The sequence below is a fragment of the Kosakonia sp. BYX6 genome (assembly GCF_038449125.1).
Classification (GTDB): domain Bacteria; phylum Pseudomonadota; class Gammaproteobacteria; order Enterobacterales; family Enterobacteriaceae; genus Kosakonia; species Kosakonia calanthes.
On record NZ_CP151800.1, the window covers coordinates 3,886,409 to 3,907,645 of the forward strand.

General features: G+C 54.9%; 18 protein-coding genes. 4 read left to right on the forward strand and 14 right to left on the reverse strand.

Features of this window, described 5'->3' with window-relative positions; genetic code table 11:
- Positions 1-30 precede the first annotated feature (30 nt).
- The 14 genes from murG to leuO form a co-directional block, all read right to left on the reverse strand.
- The gene (murG, locus tag AAEY27_RS18260) at positions 31-1,098 is read right to left on the reverse strand and encodes an undecaprenyldiphospho-muramoylpentapeptide beta-N-acetylglucosaminyltransferase (RefSeq protein WP_342322220.1); all 1,068 of its coding nucleotides are present in this window, start codon (positions 1,096-1,098) and stop codon (positions 31-33) included.
- Entirely contained in the window at positions 1,098-2,339 is a 1,242-nt protein-coding gene (gene ftsW / locus AAEY27_RS18265; protein WP_342322221.1) for a cell division protein FtsW, read from the reverse strand. Before ftsW ends, murG begins: the two co-directional genes overlap by 1 nt.
- Complete coding sequence (murD, locus tag AAEY27_RS18270; RefSeq protein WP_342322222.1) at positions 2,339-3,655, reverse strand: UDP-N-acetylmuramoyl-L-alanine--D-glutamate ligase; 1,317 nt, start codon at positions 3,653-3,655, stop codon at positions 2,339-2,341. Before murD ends, ftsW begins: the two co-directional genes overlap by 1 nt.
- A 2-nt stretch (positions 3,656-3,657) precedes the next feature.
- Positions 3,658-4,740, reverse strand: a complete 1,083-nt coding sequence (gene mraY / locus AAEY27_RS18275) for a phospho-N-acetylmuramoyl-pentapeptide-transferase (RefSeq protein ID WP_342322223.1) — start codon at positions 4,738-4,740, stop codon at positions 3,658-3,660.
- A complete protein-coding gene (gene murF, locus AAEY27_RS18280; RefSeq protein WP_342322224.1) occupies positions 4,734-6,092 on the reverse strand; it encodes a UDP-N-acetylmuramoyl-tripeptide--D-alanyl-D-alanine ligase in 1,359 nt (452 codons plus the stop codon). Before murF ends, mraY begins: the two co-directional genes overlap by 7 nt.
- Positions 6,089-7,576: a UDP-N-acetylmuramoyl-L-alanyl-D-glutamate--2,6-diaminopimelate ligase gene (gene murE, locus AAEY27_RS18285; protein ID WP_342322225.1), complete on the reverse strand. Its 1,488-nt coding sequence runs from the start codon at positions 7,574-7,576 to the stop codon at positions 6,089-6,091. Before murE ends, murF begins: the two co-directional genes overlap by 4 nt.
- Positions 7,563-9,329, reverse strand: coding sequence for a peptidoglycan glycosyltransferase FtsI (locus tag AAEY27_RS18290; protein ID WP_342322226.1), 1,767 nt, complete (start codon positions 9,327-9,329; stop codon positions 7,563-7,565). The genes murE and AAEY27_RS18290 overlap by 14 nt, the downstream gene beginning before the upstream one ends.
- A gap of 36 nt (positions 9,330-9,365) precedes the next feature.
- Positions 9,366-9,731, reverse strand: a complete 366-nt coding sequence (gene ftsL / locus AAEY27_RS18295) for a cell division protein FtsL (RefSeq protein ID WP_342322227.1) — start codon at positions 9,729-9,731, stop codon at positions 9,366-9,368.
- Positions 9,728-10,669: a 16S rRNA (cytosine(1402)-N(4))-methyltransferase RsmH gene (gene rsmH / locus AAEY27_RS18300; protein WP_342325633.1), complete on the reverse strand. Its 942-nt coding sequence runs from the start codon at positions 10,667-10,669 to the stop codon at positions 9,728-9,730. The genes ftsL and rsmH overlap by 4 nt, the downstream gene beginning before the upstream one ends.
- 2 nt (positions 10,670-10,671) lie before the next feature.
- A complete protein-coding gene (mraZ, locus tag AAEY27_RS18305) occupies positions 10,672-11,130 on the reverse strand; it encodes a division/cell wall cluster transcriptional repressor MraZ (RefSeq protein WP_342322228.1) in 459 nt (152 codons plus the stop codon).
- A gap of 622 nt (positions 11,131-11,752) precedes the next feature.
- Positions 11,753-12,757 carry a catabolite repressor/activator gene (cra, locus tag AAEY27_RS18310; RefSeq protein ID WP_342322229.1) on the reverse strand — a complete coding sequence of 335 codons (1,005 nt, stop codon included), beginning with the start codon at positions 12,755-12,757 and terminating at the stop codon, positions 11,753-11,755.
- A gap of 177 nt (positions 12,758-12,934) precedes the next feature.
- Positions 12,935-13,426 carry an acetolactate synthase small subunit gene (gene ilvN, locus AAEY27_RS18315; RefSeq protein ID WP_342322230.1) on the reverse strand — a complete coding sequence of 164 codons (492 nt, stop codon included), beginning with the start codon at positions 13,424-13,426 and terminating at the stop codon, positions 12,935-12,937.
- Positions 13,427-13,428: 2 nt separating this feature from the next.
- Complete coding sequence (ilvI, locus tag AAEY27_RS18320) at positions 13,429-15,153, reverse strand: acetolactate synthase 3 large subunit (RefSeq protein ID WP_342322231.1); 1,725 nt, start codon at positions 15,151-15,153, stop codon at positions 13,429-13,431.
- Between the two features lie 388 nt (positions 15,154-15,541).
- A complete protein-coding gene (gene leuO / locus AAEY27_RS18325; protein WP_342322232.1) occupies positions 15,542-16,504 on the reverse strand; it encodes a transcriptional regulator LeuO in 963 nt (320 codons plus the stop codon).
- 480 nt (positions 16,505-16,984) lie between these two features.
- On the opposite strand from leuO, the gene leuL reads away from it, so the two are divergent.
- The 4 genes from leuL (at position 16,985) to leuC (ending at position 21,232) form a co-directional block, all read left to right on the forward strand.
- Positions 16,985-17,071, forward strand: coding sequence for a leu operon leader peptide (leuL, locus tag AAEY27_RS22455; RefSeq protein WP_425294685.1), 87 nt, complete (start codon positions 16,985-16,987; stop codon positions 17,069-17,071).
- A 92-nt stretch (positions 17,072-17,163) separates the two neighbouring features.
- Positions 17,164-18,735: a 2-isopropylmalate synthase gene (gene leuA / locus AAEY27_RS18330; RefSeq protein WP_342322233.1), complete on the forward strand. Its 1,572-nt coding sequence runs from the start codon at positions 17,164-17,166 to the stop codon at positions 18,733-18,735.
- Complete coding sequence (gene leuB, locus AAEY27_RS18335) at positions 18,735-19,826, forward strand: 3-isopropylmalate dehydrogenase (RefSeq protein WP_342322234.1); 1,092 nt, start codon at positions 18,735-18,737, stop codon at positions 19,824-19,826. The genes leuA and leuB overlap by 1 nt, the downstream gene beginning before the upstream one ends.
- 2 nt (positions 19,827-19,828) lie before the next feature.
- Positions 19,829-21,232: a 3-isopropylmalate dehydratase large subunit gene (leuC, locus tag AAEY27_RS18340; RefSeq protein ID WP_342322235.1), complete on the forward strand. Its 1,404-nt coding sequence runs from the start codon at positions 19,829-19,831 to the stop codon at positions 21,230-21,232.
- The last annotated feature ends 5 nt before the right edge of the window (positions 21,233-21,237 follow it).

Consider the following 21,237-nt stretch of genomic DNA (forward strand, 5'->3'; position numbering starts at 1 on the left):
CGGCGCGACGCAAAAAGGCGTCGCCAGTATTTATGCCTGAGCTGCCAGGCTGACTTCATGCGCCACCCGCTCGGTGGCATCCGGGATGGCCGCCGCGCGCGCGCGTTCAGCCATCTCTAGTAATGCTTCGCGGTTCCAGCCCGCGAGCGTTGCCGCAACCGCCTCAACGGTAAATTGCGGCTGTTCCAAAATTTTCGCCGCGCCCACTTTTTCCAGCGGCAGCGCATTCCAGTACTGCTGGCGATCTTTGTGCTGGAACGGCACAAACAACGCCGGCAAACCGGCGGCGGCAATTTCGCTTACCGTCAGCGCGCCGGAGCGGCACACCACGACATCCGCCCAGGCGTAGGCCTGCGCCATATCGTCAATAAATTCCGTCACTTTATGCAGTACTTCGCCCGCAGCGGCATACGCCTGTTCAACATCCTGCTGCGCGCCTTTCCCGCTCTGATGCCAGATGGTCACCGCCGCGCCCAGTTTCGCCGCCACTTTCGGCATGGTCTGGTTCAGCACGCGTGCGCCTTGCGACCCGCCAACCACCAGCACACGTACCGGCCCTTCGCGGCCCGGCAGACGTTCTTGCGGCAGGGGCAACGCCAGCACATCGACGCGTACCGGGTTACCCACCACTTCCGCTTTCGGGAATGCGCCGGGGAACGCCTGCATCACTTTGGTGGCGATTTTCGCCAGCCATTTGTTGGTCAACCCGGCGATACCGTTTTGCTCATGCAACACCACCGGAATACCCAGCGACCAGGCGGCAAGCCCGCCAGGCCCGGATACATAACCGCCCATGCCCAGCACGACGTCCGGCTTGAAGCGCTGCATAATCGCGCGCGCCTGCCGCCAGGCGTTAAAAATACGAATGGGCGCAAACAATTGCGCCTTGATGCCTTTACCGCGCAGGCCGGAGATGCGAATGAAGTCAATCTCGATACCGTGTTTCGGTACCAGGTCAGCCTCCATGCGATCGGCGGTTCCGAGCCAGCGCACTTGCCAACCCTGATCCATCAAATGGTGCGCGACCGCAAGACCGGGGAACACATGCCCGCCGGTACCGCCCGCCATCACCATTAACCGCTTCGGTTGACCACTCATCACACACCTCGTGTAAACGCCTGGGCTTTCTCCAGACGCGTTTCATAATCTATGCGCAGCAACAGCGTTATCGCCGTTGACATAATCAATAAACTGGAACCACCGTAACTGATAAGCGGCAAGGTCAACCCTTTGGTTGGCAGCATACCGGCTGCCGCACCAACGTTAACCAGCGCCTGGAAACTAAACCAGATACCTATTGAGCAGGCCAGAAAACCGGAGAAGCGATGATCGATTTCCAGCGCTTTTCGGCCAATGGACATGGCGCGGAAAGCGACGAAGAATACCATTAAAAGTGCGGCTACCACACCGATATAACCGAGTTCCTCTCCAATAATGGAGAAGATGAAGTCGGTATGCGCTTCCGGCAGATACTCCAGTTTCTGGATCGAGTTGCCAAGCCCCTGCCCCCACAGCTCACCGCGACCAAACGCCATCAGTGACTGGGTAAGCTGATAACCGCTGCCGAAGGGATCTTCCCACGGATTCCAGAACGATGTTACGCGGCGGATACGATACGGTTCGGCAAGGATCAACAGCACCACAGCCGAGATGCCCATGCCGATGATGGCGATAAATTGCCACAGCTTCGCGCCCGCCAGGAACAGCATCGCCAGCGTGGTGATAAACAGCACCACCACTGTACCGAGGTCCGGCTGCGCCAGCAGCAGCACCGCCAATACCAGAATCACGCCCATCGGTTTTAAGAAGCCGCGCAGGTTGTTACGTACTTCATCCACTTTGCGCACCAGGTAGTTCGCCAGGTAGCAAAACAGCGACAGTTTGGTGAACTCGGCCGGCTGGAAACGCATCAGCCCGAGATCGATCCAGCGCGATGCCCCGTTGATCGAGCTGCCAACAACCAGCACCACCAGCAGCATGATGATCGCGGCGATCAGCATGACTGAGCTGTATTTTTGCCAGAAATCCATTGGCAGACGCAGCGTGACCATCGCCATACAAAACGACAGGAACAGATACAAGGCGTGGCGTTTCGCGAAGAAGAACGGATCGTCGGTCAAACGCTGGCCCACCGGCATTGACGCCGAGGTCACCATAATAAAACCGATTGCCGCCAGGCCCAGCGTCAACCACAGCAACGTGCGGTCGTACATCACCAGGCTGTCGGTATCTTTCTGTCGCGAGCCCATTACCCAGCCTTTCAACGCCGCAAACAACCACGCCAGGAGACCATATCCTGGCAGGAGCGGCATTCTCGGGCGGGGAAGCGTTAAACGCATTAGCCTAACTCCTGCGCCAGACGGGTAAAGACATCACCCCGTTGTTCGAAATTCTTAAACTGATCAAGGCTGGCGCAAGCGGGTGATAACAGCACCATATCGCCCGGCTGCACGCGCGCGGCAATCAGCCGCATCGCCTGATCCATGGTTTCCGTTTGCTCAGCCACTTCCGGGCGCAGCGCCGCAAGTTCAGCGCCATCACGCCCGAAGCAGTACAACCGAATACGATCGCCGCCGAGATAACGCTTCAGCGGCGAGAAATCCGCCGACTTACCGTCGCCGCCTAACAACAAGTGCAGCGTGCCATCAACGTGCAGGCCATTCAGCGCCGCTTCGGTGCTGCCGACGTTGGTAGCTTTCGAGTCGTTTACCCAACGCACGCCGTTGTGTTCCAGCGCCAATTGGAAACGGTGCGCCAACCCACTAAAAGTGGTCAACGCTTTCAGGCTGCTGGCGCGCGGTAAACCGGCGGCATCCGCCAGCGCCAGCGCCGCCAGCGCATTGGTGTAGTTGTGCTGGCCGCTCAGTTTCATCTCTTTGACGTTCAGCACTTTTTCGCCTTTCACGCGCAGCCAGGTTTCGCCCTGCTGGCGGTTCAGGTGATAGTCGCCCACATCAACGCCAAAACTGACGCAGCGCTCATCAGCACCGCGCACCGGCATGGTTAATGCATCATCGGCATTGACCACACAGACTTTCGCGTTTTCGTACACGCGAAGTTTGGCGGCGCGATACTGCTGCAACCCGAACGGATAACGATCCATATGATCTTCCGTCACGTTGAGAATGGTTGCCGCCACGGCCTGTAAACTCGCTGTGGTTTCCAGTTGGAAGCTGGAAAGCTCCAGTACATACAACTCGCGCGCCTCATCCAGCAACATCAACGCCGGCAGGCCGATATTGCCGCCAACGCCCACATTCTTACCGGCGGCTTCGGCCATTTCGCCCACCAGTTTGGTGACGGTGCTTTTGCCGTTCGAACCGGTAATGGCGATAACCGGTGCTTGCGCTTCACGACAGAACAGTTCGATATCGCCAACAATTTCCACGCCCGCATCCGCCGCTGCGCTCAGGGAAGGGTGCGCCAGCGCGATTCCGGGGCTGGCAACAATCAAATCGGCGGCCAGCAGCCAGTCATCATTGAGACTACCAAGATGGCGCTCGACCGTTTCCGGCAGCTTATCCAGCCCCGGCGGCGTAACACGCGTGTCCATGACCCGTGGCGTGACACCGCGCGCGAGGAAAAAGTCCACGCAGGCCAGGCCTGTCAGGCCTAAACCGATGATGACGACTTTTTTACCCTGGTAATCAGCCATGATTAACGTACCTTCAGCGTTGCCAGGCCAATCAGCACCAGCATCAGCGAAATAATCCAGAAGCGCACAATCACGCGCGGTTCCGGCCAGCCTTTCAATTCATAGTGGTGGTGAATCGGCGCCATACGGAAGATGCGTTGGCCGCGCAGTTTGAACGAGCCAACTTGCAAAATCACCGACAGGGTTTCCACCACAAACACGCCACCCATGATCACCAGCAGGAACTCCTGGCGTAGCAGCACGGCAATAATGCCCAGCGCGCCGCCCAGCGCCAGCGACCCGACATCGCCCATAAAGACCTGCGCCGGATAGGTGTTAAACCACAAGAAACCCAGCCCTGCGCCGACAATTGCCGTACAGACGATCACTAATTCCCCGGCGTGGCGCAAATAAGGGATGTGCAAATAGTTGGCAAAGTTCATGTTACCGGTCGCCCAGGCCACCAGCGCGAAACCACCCGCGACGAATACCGTTGGCATAATCGCCAGACCGTCGAGCCCGTCCGTCAGGTTGACGGCGTTACCGGTGCCGACAATCACAAAATAGGCCAGCAGAATGTAGAAAATGCCCAGTTGCGGCATCACATCTTTGAAGAACGGCACCACCAGCTCAGTGGCGGGCGTGTCTTTGCCGGCCAGATAAAGCGCGAAAGCGACGCCCAGCGCAATCACCGACATCCAGAAATACTTCCAGCGGGCGATCAGGCCTTTGGTGTCTTTGCGCACCACTTTGCGATAGTCATCGACAAAGCCAATCACGCCGTAGCCGACCAGCACCACCAGCACGCACCAGACGTACGGGTTAGACGGATACGCCCACAGCAGCACGGAAACGACAATCGCGGTGAGAATCATGATCCCGCCCATCGTTGGCGTGCCGCGTTTGCTGAAGTGTGATTCCGGGCCGTCGTTACGCACCACCTGTCCGAAAGAGAGTTTCTGTAAGCGGGCGATCATGCGCGGCCCCATCCACAACGAGATGAAGAGCGCGGTCAGCAGGCTGACAATGGCGCGAAACGTCAAATAGGAAAAGACGTTAAAGCCGGAATAATATTTGACCAAATGTTCGGCCAGCCACACTAACATGTCCCGTTCTCCTGTAATTCGCGTACCACCTCTTCCATGGCGGAGCTACGTGAACCTTTCACCAAAATAGTAATCATCGACTGTTCGGCAATCAGCGCTTTCAGGCGCGCCGTCACTGCCGCTTTATCGTTAAAATGCTCGCCAACTCCGCTGGCGTCGCTCAAAGCTTTACTTAGCGTGCCGACACTCAGCACTTTGTCGATACCGACCGCTTTCGCCGCTTCACCCACCTGAATGTGGCAGGCTTCGCTCTCGTCGCCCAACTCGGCCATATCGCCAACTACCATCACCCGGTAGCCCGGCATTTCGGAAAGCACATTCGCCGCGGCGGTCATGGAACCGACGTTCGCGTTGTAAGTGTCGTCCAGCAGCAATTGGTTTTCGCCCAGTTGCACCGGGAACAGACGACCCGGCACCGCTTTCAGGTTTGCCAACCCCTGTTTTACCGCGTCCAGACTGGCGCCAACCGCCATCGCCAGCGCGGTCGCCGCCAGCGCATTGGCGATGTTGTGACGGCCCGGTAACGGCAGCGTCACGTCGATATCGCCGGTCGGCGTTTGCAGCGTGAATTCGGTACCGTGTGAGGTCACATGCACGTTCGTGGCGGTGAAATCACTGTTCGCCGCGTTCGGCGAGAAGCGCCACACTTTGCGATCGCCAATGATGCTCTGCCAGTTCAGCCAGTCATTGTTATCGGCGTTCATAATGGCGATGCCATTGACCGGCAAACCGGTATAGATTTCGCCTTTCGCTTTCGCAACACCCGCTAATGAACCAAAGCCTTCCAGATGCGCAGCCGCCAGATTGTTGACCAGCGCCGCTTCCGGGCGGGTCAGCCCAACGGTCCAGGCGATTTCACCCTGGTGGTTAGCGCCCAGTTCAATCACCGCGAATTGATGTTCTTTGGTAAGACGCAGCAGCGTCATTGGCACGCCGATGTCGTTATTGAGATTGCCCGCGGTATAAAGCGTGTTCCCGCATTCGCCAAGAATGGCAGCGGTCATCTCTTTCACCGAGGTTTTGCCGGAGGAACCGGTCAGCGCCACCACGCGCGTCGGCACTTGCTGGCGAACCCACGCCGCCAGTTCGCCAAAGGCCAGGCGGGTATCTTTCACCACCAGTTGCGGCAGGTCGATATCCAGTTTACGGCTCACCAACAGCGCGCCCGCGCCGCCGTCCTTCGCTTTCCCGGCGAAGTCATGAGCATCGAAACGTTCACCTTTCAGCGCCACGAACAGACAACCTGCGGTCAGTTTGCGCGTGTCGCTGGTCACCGCATCGAGGGTGACGTCCTGACCGTGTAATTCACCGTGCAGAATGCCGGCGAGCTGGCTCAGTGTGACGCTAATCATGCCACTACCCCCAGCAAACGTGCTGCCGTTACGCGGTCGGAATAATCCAGACGGTGCGTGCCGACAATTTGATAATCTTCATGGCCTTTACCGGCCAGCAGCACCACGTCGTTCTCTTTGGCCTGCATGATGGCATTGGTCACCGCTTCCGCACGGCCTTCGACGACGCGCGCCTGGCCCGCATCCAGCATGCCCGCCAGAATGTCATTGATAATGGCGCGCGGCTCTTCGGTACGCGGGTTGTCGTCAGTGACCACCGGGATATCGGAGAACTGCTCAGCAATCGCGCCCATCAACGGACGTTTGCCTTTGTCACGATCGCCGCCACAGCCGAACACGCACCACAGCTTGCCGGTGCAGTGCAGACGCGCGGCCTGCAACGCTTTTTCCAGCGCGTCTGGCGTGTGGGCATAATCAACCACCACCGTCGGTTTACCCGGCGCGCTGAACACTTCCATACGACCGCAAACCGGTTGCAGACGAGAAGCGGTGTTCAACAGTTCACTCAGCGGGTAACCGAGCGCCAGCAGTGTGGCCAGCGCCAGCAGCAAGTTGCTGACGTTGAATGCGCCCATCAGACGGCTTTCGATTTCCCCTTCCCCCCACGTGGAGGCAAAACGGATCGTCGCACCGCTGTCGTGGTAATCCACGCTCAGGGTTTTCAACCAGCGACCGTGGCAGTCCGGATTAATGTTGTTTTCCATCGATACGGCGACGGCATCCGGCAGTTTCGCCAGCCAGCGGCGGCCCACTTCATCATCGGCGTTGATAATCGCCTGGCCGTAATGATGCGAGGAAAACAGCAGCCATTTCGCCGCTTCGTAGTGCGTCATATCGCCGTGATAATCGAGATGATCGCGGCTTAAATTGGTGAACACCGATGCGGCAAATTTCAGCGCCGCAACGCGATGTTGTACTAAGCCGTGGGAAGAAACTTCCATGGCGGCCAGGGTTGCGCCCTGCCCTGCCAGCCCGGCAATCACATGCTGGACATCCACCGCAGAACCGGTGGTGTTTTCCGTCGGGCTCACTTTGCCCAACAGACCGTTACCGACAGTGCCCATCACCGCGCTGGTTTCGCCCAGCAACTGGCTCCACTGCGCCAGTAATTGTGTGGTGGTGGTTTTGCCGTTGGTGCCGGTGACGCCAATCAGGCGCAGTTGCTCGGAAGGCTCGCCGTAAAAACGGCCCGCCAGCGCAGAAAGGCGCTCATTTAACTGGCTGAGGTAAATGACCGGAACACCATGCATTTCACGAATTTCACCGTCATTCGCTTCGCCTTTCGCTTCAGCAATAATGGCAGCAACACCTTGCGCAATCGCCTGCGGGATATATCGACGCCCGTCCGCCTGATGACCGACCACTGCCACAAAGAGATCGCCCGATGCAGCCGTACGGCTGTCGAGTGTCATCTCTCGTAGTGCTCGCGCGGGTAGCATTGGCACCCACGGAGCGAGAAGGTCGCGCAAATTACGATCTGCCACCTGATCCCTCGCCTTGATTAATTACAAACTCACTTTTTTCGCCCGTGGTCAGCGCATCCGGCTCAATGTTCATGGTGCGCAGAACGCCGCCCATGATGGCACCGAAGACCGGCGCAGAGACCGCGCCACCGTAGTATTTACCCGCTTGCGGATCGTTGATGACCACCACCAGCGCAAAGCGCGGGCGGCTGGCAGGCGCGACGCCAGCGGTGTAAGCAATGTATTTGTTGATATAACGACCGTCCGGCCCGACCTTTTTTGCCGTACCGGTTTTAATGGCGATGCGATAGCCTTTAATCGCCGCTTTCACCCCACCGCCGCCAGGCAGCGCCACGCTTTCCATCATATGCACGACGGTGCGCACAATGGATTCGTTGAAGATGCGTTCGCCCGGCACGGGCGGGTCAACTTTGGTAATCGACAGCGGGCGATAGATGCCATAGCTGCCAATCGTTGCGTAGACTCGCGCTAACTGTAACGGCGTTACCATTAGCCCATAGCCGAAAGAGAAGGTGGCCCTCTCTATGTCAGACCACCGTTGTTTTTGAGGAAATAAGCCACTGCGTTCCCCGACCATCCCCAAATTGGTCGTTTTTCCCAGTCCAAAACGTGAGTAAGTATCTACTAACGCTGAGGAGGGCATCGCTAACGCCAGCTTAGAAACGCCGACGTTACTCGACTTCTGTAGCACCCCGGTGAGGGTCAATTCACTGTATCGCGCCACGTCTTTGATTTCATGGCCGTTAATCCGGTAAGGCACGGTGTTGAGCACCGTGTTCGGCGTGACAACCCCGCGCTGTAGCGCCGTCATCACCACCATCGGTTTTACGGTAGAGCCCGGTTCAAAGACGTCGGTGATCGCACGGTTACGCATGGCGTCTTTCGCGGTGCCGGAGAAGTTATTCGGGTTATAGGAGGGACTGTTGGCCATCGCCAGTACTTCGCCGGTGTTCACATCGACCAGCACCGCACTGCCGGACTCGGCTTTGTTAAACGCCACGGCGTTATTCAGTTCGCGGTAGACCAGCGCCTGTAACCGTTCATCAATGCTGAGCGACAGGTTATGCGCGGCCTGGCTGTCGGTTGAGGAGATATCTTCAATGACCCGGCCATAGCGGTCTTTACGCACGATACGTTCGCCTGGCTGACCGGTAAGCCACTTATCAAAGCTTTTTTCGACCCCTTCAATCCCCTGGCTATCGACATTGGTAAAGCCAATGAGGTGAGCGGTCACTTCCCCGGACGGGTAATAACGACGTGACTCTTCGCGCAGATGAATGCCGGGAAGTTTGAGTTTTTTAATGTAGTCGCCGAGATCCGGGTTTACCTGACGCGCCAGATAGATGAAGCGCATCTTCGGGTTGGCGTTGATACGCGAGGCCAGCTGATCGAGCGGCATATTCAGCGCATCGGAAAGCGCTTTCCAGCGGTTATCCAGCGTTACGCCGCCAGCATCGTGCAGCTCTTTCGGGTCAGCCCAAATCGCTTTCACCGGCACGCTAACCGCCAGCGGACGCCCGGAACGGTCGGTGATCATGCCGCGCGAGGTGGCGACTTCCTGGACACGCAGAGAGCGCATATCCCCTTCGCGCACCAGCATGTCCGGGTTGATGATTTGTAAATAGGCAACGCGACCAATGAGGAACCCCATCGCCAGCAGAATACACCCGCAGAGCAACGCAAAACGCCAACTCACAAAGTTGGCCTGTTCTTCCTGGCGTTTCGGTTTAAGCGTCTTCGCCGCTGATTTCATGCGTCGCGTAGTTCCTTAGTCATCTCTGTTTCTGCACTATTTTTGCACTACGATATTTTCCTGAGAGGGATCGACGTGCTGCATTTCCAGCTTTTCCGTGGCGATCCGTTCAACCCGGCTATGATCGCCGAGCGCGTTCTCTTCAAGAATCAGGTTGCGCCATTCGATATCCAGCGCGTCGCGCTCGATAACCAGTTGTTCACGCTGCGCGGTTAATAAGCGCGTGTGGTGCGAGGTGGTGACAACCGTCACCGCCGTCATGATGATGCAAATGAACAAGCAGAGTGGCAGTTTCCCAAACCGCAAAAGATCGTCGCCGATCACGCCAGGCAAGGCATGGCGTTCGTTGCTTCCTAACGATCCTCTTACTTTGCTTAGGGTCTCTGTCACTCTGCCGATCATGCGTTCGTCCTCTCTGCAATGCGCAGAACTGAACTACGGGCACGTGGGTTTTCAGCCACTTCTTCTTCACCCGGCATCAATTTTCCTAAGGCTCGCAATTGACGGCCCCCCAGTTTACTGAGTTGCGCTTCGGTCATCGGCAGCCCGGCAGGAACCTGCGGGCCCCGGCTTTGCTCACGCATAAAGCGTTTTACAATGCGATCTTCCAGAGAATGGAAGCTAATGACCGAAAGCCGGCCTCCCGGGGCCAGCACGTCGAGCGAGTTTTTTAGCGCCTGCTCTATCTCCTCCAGTTCACTGTTCACCCAAATGCGCACCGCCTGGAAGGTACGGGTCGCGGGATGTTTGAATTTGTCTTTCACCGGCGTTGCCGCCGCAACCACTTCAGCCAGTTCTTTGGTGCGGGTCATCGGATCGATGCGGTTGCGCTCAACGATGGCGCGAGCGATGCGTTTCGCGAAGCGCTCCTCGCCAAAGGTTTTCAGCACCCAGGCGATGTCGGCTTCTTCCGCAGTTTGCAGCCATTCGGCGGCAGATTGACCGCGCGAGGGATCCATACGCATATCCAGTGGGCCATCTCGCATAAAGGAGAAGCCACGTTCTGGATCGTCAAGTTGCGGTGAGGAGACGCCAAGATCGAGAAGAATGCCGTCGATCTTGCCAATGAGTTCGCGCTCGCTGACGTAATCAGCAAGCGCGGAGAAAGGTCCATGAATGATGGAGAAGCGGGGATCATTAATGGTTTGGGCTACAGCAATAGCCTGAGGATCGCGATCGATTGCCAGCAAGCGGCCTTCCGCTCCCAGGTGGGAGAGGATCAGGCGCGAGTGACCGCCGCGACCAAAAGTGCCATCAATGTAAATGCCATCCGGACGAATGTTCAGGCCGTTAACGGCCTCATCCAGCAGCACCGTCGTATGTTTAAAATTTTCCATCATCATTACAGAGACAAATCCTGCAACCGATCCGAAAGCGCTTCGGAACCGGATTGCTCAGCGTCGATATCTTCCTTGACCTGTTGATACCAGGTCGTTTCGTCCCACAGCTCAAATTTATTGAACTGCCCGACCAGCATCACTTCTTTGGTCAGCCCGGCGTGTTGCCGTAAAACAGGCGCAATCAAAATGCGCCCGGCGCTATCCATTTGGCACTCGCTGGCATGCCCCAGCAATAAACGTTGTACTCGTCGCTCGAGCGGGTTCATGCTCGACAGACGCGACAGTTTTTGCTCGATAACTTCCCATTCGGGCAGGGGGTAAAGCAGCAGGCATGAGTGACGGATGTCAATGGTGCAAACCATTTGACCGGAGGCATTCTCCTGTAGCAAATCCCGATAACGGGTCGGAACGGATAACCGCCCTTTGCTGTCGAGATTGACTAACGTCGCTCCACGGAACATGTCCGATTCACCCCCAAGTGACCTTTTTCACCACTTTATCCCACAAATCCCCACTGAGGGAGTTTACGGAGCGGAGGAAAAGCTTGTCAAGCCAGCGCAAAGGCTAACAAGAACAAAAGATCCCTTATTCGCAGTGAATATCTGCGTCGGTGAAATAGTGCTCAGCTTACGAGGCAAATTAACGTCATGAATATTTGCAAGAAAAAAAACGGAATATACGATCTGACGTTTCAGACCATTCCATTTTTGCGCATGAAATATAAAGTGTCAGTTTGCGACGCGGGCGGCATTTTAAGACATATCGGCGCGACTTAACAGCACCAGTTTTGTCAGTGCACAGTAAGCGCGGCGGTGTTTTAGCTACGCGAGAACCCCTGAAAAGAAAATGGTTGTTAATTAGGCGATGACCGATTTTTAGATGTAACAATTCAATACAGAAATCGCGTTCAGTAACTTCTCAATTACGCATTAGAAATTGGATTTAAAGATACCCAGACAATTAATAAAATTGCGACCATTCAGAAATTAAGGATTTATCTTAGGCGGCAAAAACCAATAATTTGATTAAAGGTATGGCATGAATACTAAAAAGGCAGCTGACGCTGCCTTTAATTGTAAGTTCTTATACCCGACTTAATATGCCACGGCGATAGAGATTACGCCGGATACGGCTTAATCCCGCTTTTGGCTTGCGAGGTTCATCGAGGCTGGCGAGCACAATTTCCAGCACCCGCTCGGCAACATCACGATGACGCTGAGCCACCGCCAGCACCGGGCATTGCAGGAAATCAAGCAACTCATGATCACCAAAGGTGGCGATGGCCAGATCCTGCGGCAACTTACCGTCGCGGCGCAACGTCACATCCAGCACACCCTGCAATAACGCGAAGGAAGTGATAAACATGGCCTGCGGCATCGGGTTCGTTTCCAGCCATTTATCAAACAGTTGCGCTGCGGCTTCACGCTCGTAGCTGTTTGCATACAGATACTGCACTTCACGCGGATCATCTTTCCACGCGGTTCGGAACCCCTGCTCACGCAGGAAGCTCACGGACAATTCCGGCAATGCGCCTAAATAGAGCACATGTTCCGCCGGGAATTTGCGCAGCTCTTCCGCCAGCATTTCTGCATCATCCTGATCGGCACCGACAACGCTGGTGAAGTGTTCACGATCCAGCGCGCGATCCAGCGCAACGATAGGAAAGGAGTCATTAGCCCAGCGTTGATAGAACGGATGTTCTGGCGGTAATGACGTTGAGACGATGATTGCATCTACCTGGCGCTGTAATAAGTGTTCAATGCAGCGCATTTCGTTATCAGGCTGATCTTCTGAACAGGCGATCAACAATTGATAACCGCGCTGGCGCGCCTGGCGTTCCAGATAGTTGGCAATGCGTGTGTAGCTTGTATTTTCGAGATCGGGAATAACCAGCCCAATCGATCGTGTGCGTCCTGCGCGTAACCCAGCCGCCACCGCGTTCGGATGGTAGTTATGCTCACGAACCACGGCCATAACTTTCTCAACGGTTTTATCGCTGACACGATATTGCTTCGCCTTACCATTGATGACATAGCTTGCCGTCGTTCGTGAGACGCCGGCTAGCCGGGCGATTTCATCCAGTTTCACAATTGCCCCTTAAAATGATGTACTCCATAACCTTTTTAGGGATATAGGTTAATTTCCATAACATCTAAGCGCAGAAAAGTGACTGCGGCAACCGCTTTCGTGTCTGGTTTCGGCTGATTTCGCAAAAAAAAGCCCGGCGTTACATGCCGGGCTGCGATTCAAATAGCCTTATTCTCTTTAACGCATGATTTTGTCGCCGCGCGATAATCCCACGACGCCCGAGCGCGCGACTTCGACAATTTTCGCGACATCACGGATCGTGGCGAGAAACGCGTCCAGCTTATCGCTGGTCCCGGCAAGCTGAACCGTGTAAATCGACGGCGTAACATCAATGATCTGCCCACGGAAAATTTCCGCATTGCGTTTTACTTCTTCACGCCCATAACCGCTGGCCTGAATTTTTACTAGCATGATTTCGCGCTCAACATGCGCGCCCTGCCCCAGCTCATTGACGCGCAGCACGTCAACCAACTTATGCAGTTGCTTTTCGATCTGCTCAAGGACTTTTTGATCGCCCACGGTTTGGATCGTCATGCGTGACAACGTTGGGTCATCGGTTGGTGCAACCGTCAGGCTTTCAATGTTGTAGCCACGCTGAGAGAACAGGCCAATCACGCGCGATAACGCGCCTGATTCGTTTTCTAATAAGACAGACAGTATCCGGCGCATAATCAGGTTCTCTCCGTTTTGCTTAACCACATCTCATCCATGCCGCCACCGCGAATCTGCATCGGATAAACGTGTTCGCTACCATCAACGGTAACGTCAACAAACACCAGGCGATTGTTTTTCACCTGCTCCAGCGCTTTCGCCAGTTTCGCTTCCAGCTCTTCCGGGTGCGTGATACTGATACCAACGTGACCATACGCTGCAGCCAGGCGGGCAAAATCAGGCAGTGACTGCATATAAGATTGCGAATGGCGACCGGAATAGATCATGTCCTGCCACTGTTTCACCATGCCCAGATAGCGGTTATTCAGGTTGAGCACCAGCACCGGCAGTTCATATTGCAACGCCGTAGAAAGCTCCTGAATATTCATTTGAATGCTGCCGTCGCCGGTCACGCAAATGACGGTTTCATCCGGGAAGGCCATTTTCACGCCCAGCGCGGCCGGCAGACCAAAGCCCATGGTGCCCAGGCCGCCGGAGTTTATCCAGCGTCGTGGTTTATCGAATCGATAGTAGAGCGCGGCAAACATCTGATGCTGGCCGACATCGGACGTCACATAAGCATCACCCTCGGTTAAACGCCAGACAGCCTCAATCACCGCCTGCGGTTTGATGCTGTCGCCCTGAGTGTCATATTTCAGGCACTGGCGCGCACGCCACTGATCAATGCGCAACCACCAATCGCGGATCTCATCCAGCGGCTGCGAGTTGGCTTCTTGCTCCAGCAGTTCCAGCATTTGCTCTAGTACCAACCGCGCGTCACCCACAATCGGCACATCTGCCTGTACGGTTTTGGAAATCGACGTGGGATCGATATCAATATGCAGCACCGTTGCATCGGGGCAGTATTTCGCCAAATTATTGGTTGTACGATCGTCGAAACGCACGCCAACCGCAAAGATGACATCGGAATGGTGCATCGTCATATTGGCTTCGTAAGTCCCGTGCATACCCAGCATGCCCAGCGCCTGACGATGTGAAGCGGGAAACGCGCCCAGCCCCATTAAGGAGGAAACCACCGGCAAGTTCAGTTTTTCAGCAAGCTGGCGCAAAGAGTTTTCACAAGCTGAATTGATCGCGCCGCCACCGACATACACCACTGGTTTTTTTGCCGCGATGAGCGTTTGCAACGCTCGCTTGATCTGCCCTTTGTGCCCCTGCGTTGTCGGGTTATAGGAGCGCATGCTGACCGATTCCGGCCAGATATAAGGTAATTTGTTCGCCGGGTTCATGATGTCTTTCGGCAAATCCACCACCACCGGACCTGGGCGCCCGCTGGCGGCAAGCCAAAATGCTTTTTTTAATACACCGGGAATATCTTCGGCTTGTTTCACGAGAAAGCTGTGTTTCACGACCGGGCGGGAGATCCCCACCATGTCGCACTCCTGGAAGGCGTCATAACCGATCAGCGAGGTCGCGACCTGCCCGGAAAGCACCACCAGCGGAATGGAGTCCATATACGCTGTCGCAATCCCGGTAATGGCGTTTGTCGCACCGGGGCCAGACGTCACCAGCACCACGCCCACTTCACCCGTTGCCCGCGCCAGCCCATCGGCCATGTGTACCGCCGCCTGTTCGTGGCGCACCAGCACATGTTCAATACCACCGACGGTGTGCAGCGCATCGTAGATATCAAGAACGGCGCCTCCGGGGTAGCCGAATACTTTCTTTACGCCTTGATCGATGAGCGATCGGACGACCATCTCGGCTCCAGACAACATCTCCATGCTTTGCCTCCAGGCTTACGTTTGTCGACGGACGGCAGAAATCATTTCCGCGTTGTCGCGCTATTCAGAAGAGGAGAAACCCTGCTTTCTGATTATGAATGGCAGTTACCATAACCGCTCAAAATCTGGCAGGCAATTAGCAACCCTTTGATGCGCAGCACTGTTAAAAGAGGAAAAACGACGTCAAAAACGAAGAAATGGTGAAAACATCTGAGATAAGTAAAGACGATGACCATTGATCACCCGAATGGCGGGATGTTCAGTAATTCATCCATTTTTAACGCAGCGCAAACGAATGCGCCAAGCGGAAAACAGTACAAAATAGTACCGGTAGAGAGGAATGCAGAATAAACCGGGTGATTCCTGCCCGGTTTACTCTGCGAAAAGATCAGTGGCTACAAACCGCCACTAATAGCTCTTCCATCCATTGATGGCCTTTATCGCGACCGGCGGATTCATGCCAGGAGAGGCAACAAGTTCGGCTATTAAGGCTTAAGGGTAAAGGCAGAATCTGTAACGCCAGCCCTTCAGCGAAGCTCTCAGCCAGCCAGCGTGGCGCAATGGCCACCAAATGTGTTTGAGAAACAATGTTTAATACGCTGGTCAATGCCATGCCCTGGTAGGCAATGCGGTTTCGTTTTTCAATCGTGTCATACCAGGGTTGGCTGAAGGAGGCATAACGCTCCAGAGAAACCACCGCATGTTGTTCATTGAATAAACCATTTTCTGTGGCAAGTGCGGCGATTCGTGGATGTTTTTGACTGGTTACCACCACCATTTCGTCTTTAAATAGCGGCACACTGGAAAATTCAGGACGGCGAAACTCTTCATAGCCGATCACAAACTCCATTTCCTGATAACGCAATTGATGTTCGGTGCTGTGATTAAGGTCGGATTTAAATATGAGATTAATATTTGGCGCTGCTTTTTTCACATTATTGTAAATAATAGACGTCAAGAAATTATCAAGTGGACTACAAACGCAAAGATTAAAAATACGCTCACTGCTTATAGGGTCAAAACCGGAACCTGGCAGTTCATTTTGCACCAGTTGTAATGCCTGACGAATGGCACCAAAGAGTTGATACGAGCGCGCTGTTGGTTGAATGCCGCGACCATAACGGACAAAAAGCTCATCGTTAAACATCACCTTAAGGCGGGCAACCGCATTGCTTACTGCGGGTTGCGACATGCCCAGCGCCTGCGCCGCGCGGGTGATGTTTTGTTCCTGCATCACCGCATCAAAAACGGTAAGCAAATTCAGATCCACAGAACGGAGTTGAGGTTTTTCAACATCACTAACATGCTGATTATGAAGCCTTTCCCCAGGAACATTGCAATCCGTCGTCATGATAAACTCCCTTGACCTGTGTAATAATAATATTCAGGAAGATGATTTATCACGCATATAGCATTATTAGAAGCGCAGTGTGAAAAATTAGGAATATATAAAGCTCCTTTTTTAAATTCACAGGAAAATTTAAAAAGCAATAATCAGCAATGTAATAAAACCTCCCTTTAAATATTTTTACTTTATTGAACAATTTGCAACGTTAAAAATAAGAGGATATCGCCGTTCATCAGATTTATTAACATCACCAAATAAAGGTTATTTATTTACAACTATTTAAATAAACAAAATAACTGCTTTGTTTTTCTCACTTACATTAAGCAGGAAAACCACGTTCTCCCCCATTCACACAGAAGATTAAACTGAAACTCAGCAAAGCAATTCGCCCTCTCTGGTGACCGTTTTTTGAGCTGGGGTTGACATTGATCGGCGTATCCAGTACCACTAAAAGCATATCGATTTTCAATGGGAGCAAGATTCATGATTCGCCACGTCGTTTTCGCTGGTCTACTACTACTAAACGCATCAACTGTGCGCGGTAGACCGGTGGACGACACTCAGAACTGAATCGTCTTCCAGTTAAGACTAAAACCCGCGCCTTGGCGCGGGTTTTTTTATGCTCGTAACGAGGCGGCCTAAGAGAAAAAAGGAACGAAAACATGAGCCAGCAAGTCGTTATTTTCGATACCACATTACGTGATGGTGAACAGGCGTTACAGGCAAGCCTGAGCGTGAAAGAGAAGCTGCAAATCGCCCTGGCGCTGGAACGTATGGGCGTCGATGTAATGGAAGTCGGCTTTCCGGTTTCGTCCCCGGGTGATTTCGAATCGGTACAGACCATCGCGCGTCAGGTAAAGAACAGCCGCGTTTGCGCCCTCGCCCGCTGCGTCGAGAAAGACATTGATGTCGCGGCAGAATCCTTAAAAGTGGCGGAAGCGTTCCGTATTCACACCTTCATCGCCACCTCGCCAATGCATATCGCCACCAAGCTGCGCAGCACGCTGGATGAAGTGATCGAGCGCTCAATCTATATGGTGAAACGCGCGCGTAACTACACCGACGACGTGGAATTCTCCTGCGAAGATGCCGGTCGCACCCCAATCGACGACCTGGCGCGTGTGGTTGAAGCGGCCATCAATGCTGGTGCAAAAACCATTAACATCCCGGACACCGTTGGCTACACCATGCCGTTCGAGTTCGCCAATATCATCACCGGCCTGTATGACCGCGTGCCTAACATTGATAAAGCCATTATCTCGGTTCACACCCATGATGATTTAGGTCTGGCGGTCGGCAACGCCATCGCCGCGGTACACGCTGGTGCGCGTCAGGTTGAAGGCGCGATGAACGGTATCGGCGAACGTGCCGGGAACTGTTCGCTGGAAGAAGTGATCATGGCGATTAAAGTGCGTAAAGACATCATGAATGTGCAGACACGCATTAATCACCACGAAATCTGGCGCACCAGTCAGACCGTCAGCCAGATCTGCAATATGCCGATTCCGGCGAACAAAGCGATTGTCGGCACCGGCGCGTTCGCCCACTCCTCGGGCATCCACCAGGATGGCGTGCTGAAAAACCGTGAAAACTACGAAATCATGACCCCGGAATCCATCGGCCTGAATCAGGTGCAACTGAACCTGACCTCGCGTTCGGGTCGCGCAGCGGTAAAACACCGTATGGAAGAGATGGGTTATCAGGAAACGGATTACAGCCTGGACAACCTGTACGACGCCTTCCTGAAACTGGCGGACAAAAAAGGTCAGGTCTTTGATTACGACCTGGAAGCGCTGGCGTTCATCAACAAGCAGCAGGAAGAACCAGAGCATTTCCGCCTGGAGTACTTCAGTGTGCAGTCCGGTTCCAACGATATCGCCACTGCGTCCATAAAACTGGCCTGTGGCGATGAGATCAAATCCGAAGCCGCGAACGGCAACGGCCCGGTCGACGCCGTTTATCAGGCCATCAACCGCGTGACCGAATATGACATTGAGCTGGTGAAATACGGCTTGAGCGCCAAAGGCCAAGGCAAAGACGCGCTGGGCCAGGTGGATATCGTGGCGAACTACAACGGTCGCCGCTTCCACGGCGTCGGTCTGGCGACCGATATCGTCGAATCTTCCGCCAAAGCCATGGTGCATGTTTTGAACAATATCTGGCGCGCCGCTGAAGTCGAAAAAGAGTTGCAGCGCAAAGCCCAGGACAAAGAAAACAATAAGGAAACCGTGTGATGTCGAAGAATTACCATATTGCTGTGTTACCGGGAGACGGTATTGGCCCGGAAGTGATGGCACAAGCCTTGAAAGTACTGGAAGCCGTGCGCAACCGTTTTGAGATGCGAATCACCACCAGCCATTATGATGTCGGCGGCATCGCTATCGATCGCCACGGCAATCCATTGCCGCAGGCCACCGTTGAAGGTTGCGAGCAGGCTGATGCCATTCTGTTTGGCTCCGTGGGCGGCCCGAAGTGGGAAAACCTGCCACCGGCCCAGCAGCCAGAGCGCGGTGCGCTGCTGCCGCTGCGTAAACACTTCAAACTGTTCAGCAACCTGCGCCCGGCCAAACTGTACCAGGGCCTGGAAGCGTTCTGCCCGCTGCGTGAAGATATCGCCGCCAACGGTTTCGATATCCTGTGCGTGCGCGAGCTGACCGGCGGTATCTATTTCGGTCAACCGAAAGGCCGCGAAGGCAGCGGCCAGCATGAGAAAGCGTTCGATACCGAGGTTTATCACCGTTTTGAAATCGAGCGTATTGCGCGCATCGCCTTTGAATCCGCGCGCAAACGCCGCAAAAAAGTGCACTCCATTGATAAAGCCAATGTCCTGCAAACTTCCCTGTTGTGGCGCGAAATCGTCAACGAAATCGCAGGCGAATACCCGGACGTTGAACTGGCGCATATGTACATCGACAACGCCACCATGCAGTTGATTAAAGATCCGTCGCAGTTCGACGTGCTGCTGTGTTCCAACTTGTTTGGCGACATCCTGTCCGATGAATGCGCGATGATCACCGGCTCAATGGGCATGTTGCCGTCTGCCAGTCTGAATGAACAAGGCTTTGGATTGTACGAACCGGCTGGCGGCTCCGCGCCGGATATCGCCGGTAAAAACATCGCCAACCCGATTGCGCAAATCCTGTCGTTAGCCCTGCTGCTGCGCTATAGCCTGGACGCTGGCGACGCGGCGACAGCCATCGAAAACGCAATCAACCGTGCATTAGAAGAGGGTGTGCGCACTGGCGATTTAGCCCGTGGCGCAAAGGCAATCAGTACTGATGAGATGGGCGACATCATCGCCCGTTATGTCTCTGAAGGGGTGTAACCATGGCTAAAAGCTTGTATGAGAAGTTGTTTGACGCGCATGTGGTACACGAAGCGCCAAACGAAACCCCACTGCTGTATATCGACCGACATTTGGTGCATGAAGTGACGTCGCCTCAGGCATTTGACGGCCTGCGCGCGCACCATCGCCCGGTGCGTCAACCGGGCAAAACCTTTGCGACGATGGACCACAACGTCTCGACGCAAACGAAAGATATCAACGCGTCCGGCGAGATGGCGCGGATTCAGATGCAGGAATTGATCAAAAACTGCAACGAGTTCGGCGTCGAACTGTATGACCTGAACCACCCGTTTCAGGGCATCGTTCACGTGATGGGACCGGAACAGGGCATCACCCTGCCGGGTATGACCATTGTGTGTGGCGACTCGCATACCGCTACGCACGGCGCGTTTGGCGCGCTGGCTTTTGGTATCGGCACTTCGGAAGTAGAACATGTGCTGGCGACGCAAACCCTGAAACAGGGCCGCGCCAAGACCATGAAGATTGAAGTGAAAGGCATTGCCGCAGCGGGGATCACCGCCAAAGATATCGTGCTGGCGATTATCGGTAAAACCGGCAGCGCTGGTGGTACTGGTCACGTGGTCGAGTTCTGCGGCGATGCAATCCGTGCCCTGAGCATGGAAGGCCGCATGACACTGTGCAATATGGCAATTGAGATGGGCGCGAAAGCTGGTCTGGTCGCGCCGGACGAAACCACCTTCAACTATGTGCAGGGTCGCCTGCATGCACCGAAGGGCAAAGATTTCGACGACGCTGTGGCGTACTGGAAAACGCTGCACACCGATGAAGGCGCGCATTTCGATACCGTCGTCACGTTGCAGGCGGAAGAGATCGCCCCGCAGGTCACCTGGGGCACCAACCCCGGCCAGGTGATTTCCGTGACCGAAATTATCCCCGATCCGGCCTCGTTTGCCGATCCGGTAGAGCGCGCGTCAGCGGAAAAAGCGCTGGCCTACATGGGCTTGAAACCCGGCGTGCCGCTGACGGAAGTCGCTATTGATAAAGTCTTTATCGGCTCCTGCACCAACTCACGTATTGAAGATTTACGTGCGGCGGCAGAAATCGCCAAAGGCCGTAAAGTGGCGCCAGGCGTGCAAGCGCTGGTGGTGCCAGGCTCCGGCCCGGTGAAAGCCCAGGCGGAAGCCGAAGGTCTGGATAAGATCTTTATCGAAGCCGGTTTTGAATGGCGCTTACCGGGCTGTTCAATGTGTCTGGCGATGAACAACGACCGCCTGAACCCTGGCGAACGTTGCGCGTCCACCAGTAACCGTAACTTCGAAGGCCGCCAGGGCCGCGGCGGACGCACGCACCTGGTCAGCCCGGCAATGGCTGCCGCTGCGGCGGTAACCGGTCATTTCGCTGATATTCGCAGCTTGCAGCACTAAGGAGA

Excerpts from the sequence above, each read along its gene's own strand:
- murG (WP_342322220.1), bottom strand. The coding sequence starts at position 1,098 with ATGAGTGGTCAACCGAAGCGGTTAATGGTGATGGCGGGCGGTACCGGC.
- ftsW (WP_342322221.1), bottom strand. The coding sequence starts at position 2,339 with ATGCGTTTAACGCTTCCCCGCCCGAGAATGCCGCTCCTGCCAGGATAT.
- murD (WP_342322222.1), bottom strand. The coding sequence starts at position 3,655 with ATGGCTGATTACCAGGGTAAAAAAGTCGTCATCATCGGTTTAGGCCTG.
- mraY (WP_342322223.1), bottom strand. The coding sequence starts at position 4,740 with ATGTTAGTGTGGCTGGCCGAACATTTGGTCAAATATTATTCCGGCTTT.
- murF (WP_342322224.1), bottom strand. The coding sequence starts at position 6,092 with ATGATTAGCGTCACACTGAGCCAGCTCGCCGGCATTCTGCACGGTGAA.
- AAEY27_RS18290 (WP_342322226.1), bottom strand. The coding sequence starts at position 9,329 with ATGAAATCAGCGGCGAAGACGCTTAAACCGAAACGCCAGGAAGAACAG.
- ftsL (WP_342322227.1), bottom strand. The coding sequence starts at position 9,731 with ATGATCGGCAGAGTGACAGAGACCCTAAGCAAAGTAAGAGGATCGTTA.
- rsmH (WP_342325633.1), bottom strand. The coding sequence starts at position 10,669 with ATGATGGAAAATTTTAAACATACGACGGTGCTGCTGGATGAGGCCGTT.
- mraZ (WP_342322228.1), bottom strand. The coding sequence starts at position 11,130 with ATGTTCCGTGGAGCGACGTTAGTCAATCTCGACAGCAAAGGGCGGTTA.
- ilvN (WP_342322230.1), bottom strand. The coding sequence starts at position 13,426 with ATGCGCCGGATACTGTCTGTCTTATTAGAAAACGAATCAGGCGCGTTA.
- ilvI (WP_342322231.1), bottom strand. The coding sequence starts at position 15,153 with ATGGAGATGTTGTCTGGAGCCGAGATGGTCGTCCGATCGCTCATCGAT.
- leuO (WP_342322232.1), bottom strand. The coding sequence starts at position 16,504 with ATGACGACGGATTGCAATGTTCCTGGGGAAAGGCTTCATAATCAGCAT.
- leuL (WP_425294685.1), top strand. The coding sequence starts at position 16,985 with ATGATTCGCCACGTCGTTTTCGCTGGTCTACTACTACTAAACGCATCA.
- leuA (WP_342322233.1), top strand. The coding sequence starts at position 17,164 with ATGAGCCAGCAAGTCGTTATTTTCGATACCACATTACGTGATGGTGAA.
- leuB (WP_342322234.1), top strand. The coding sequence starts at position 18,735 with ATGTCGAAGAATTACCATATTGCTGTGTTACCGGGAGACGGTATTGGC.
- leuC (WP_342322235.1), top strand. The coding sequence starts at position 19,829 with ATGGCTAAAAGCTTGTATGAGAAGTTGTTTGACGCGCATGTGGTACAC.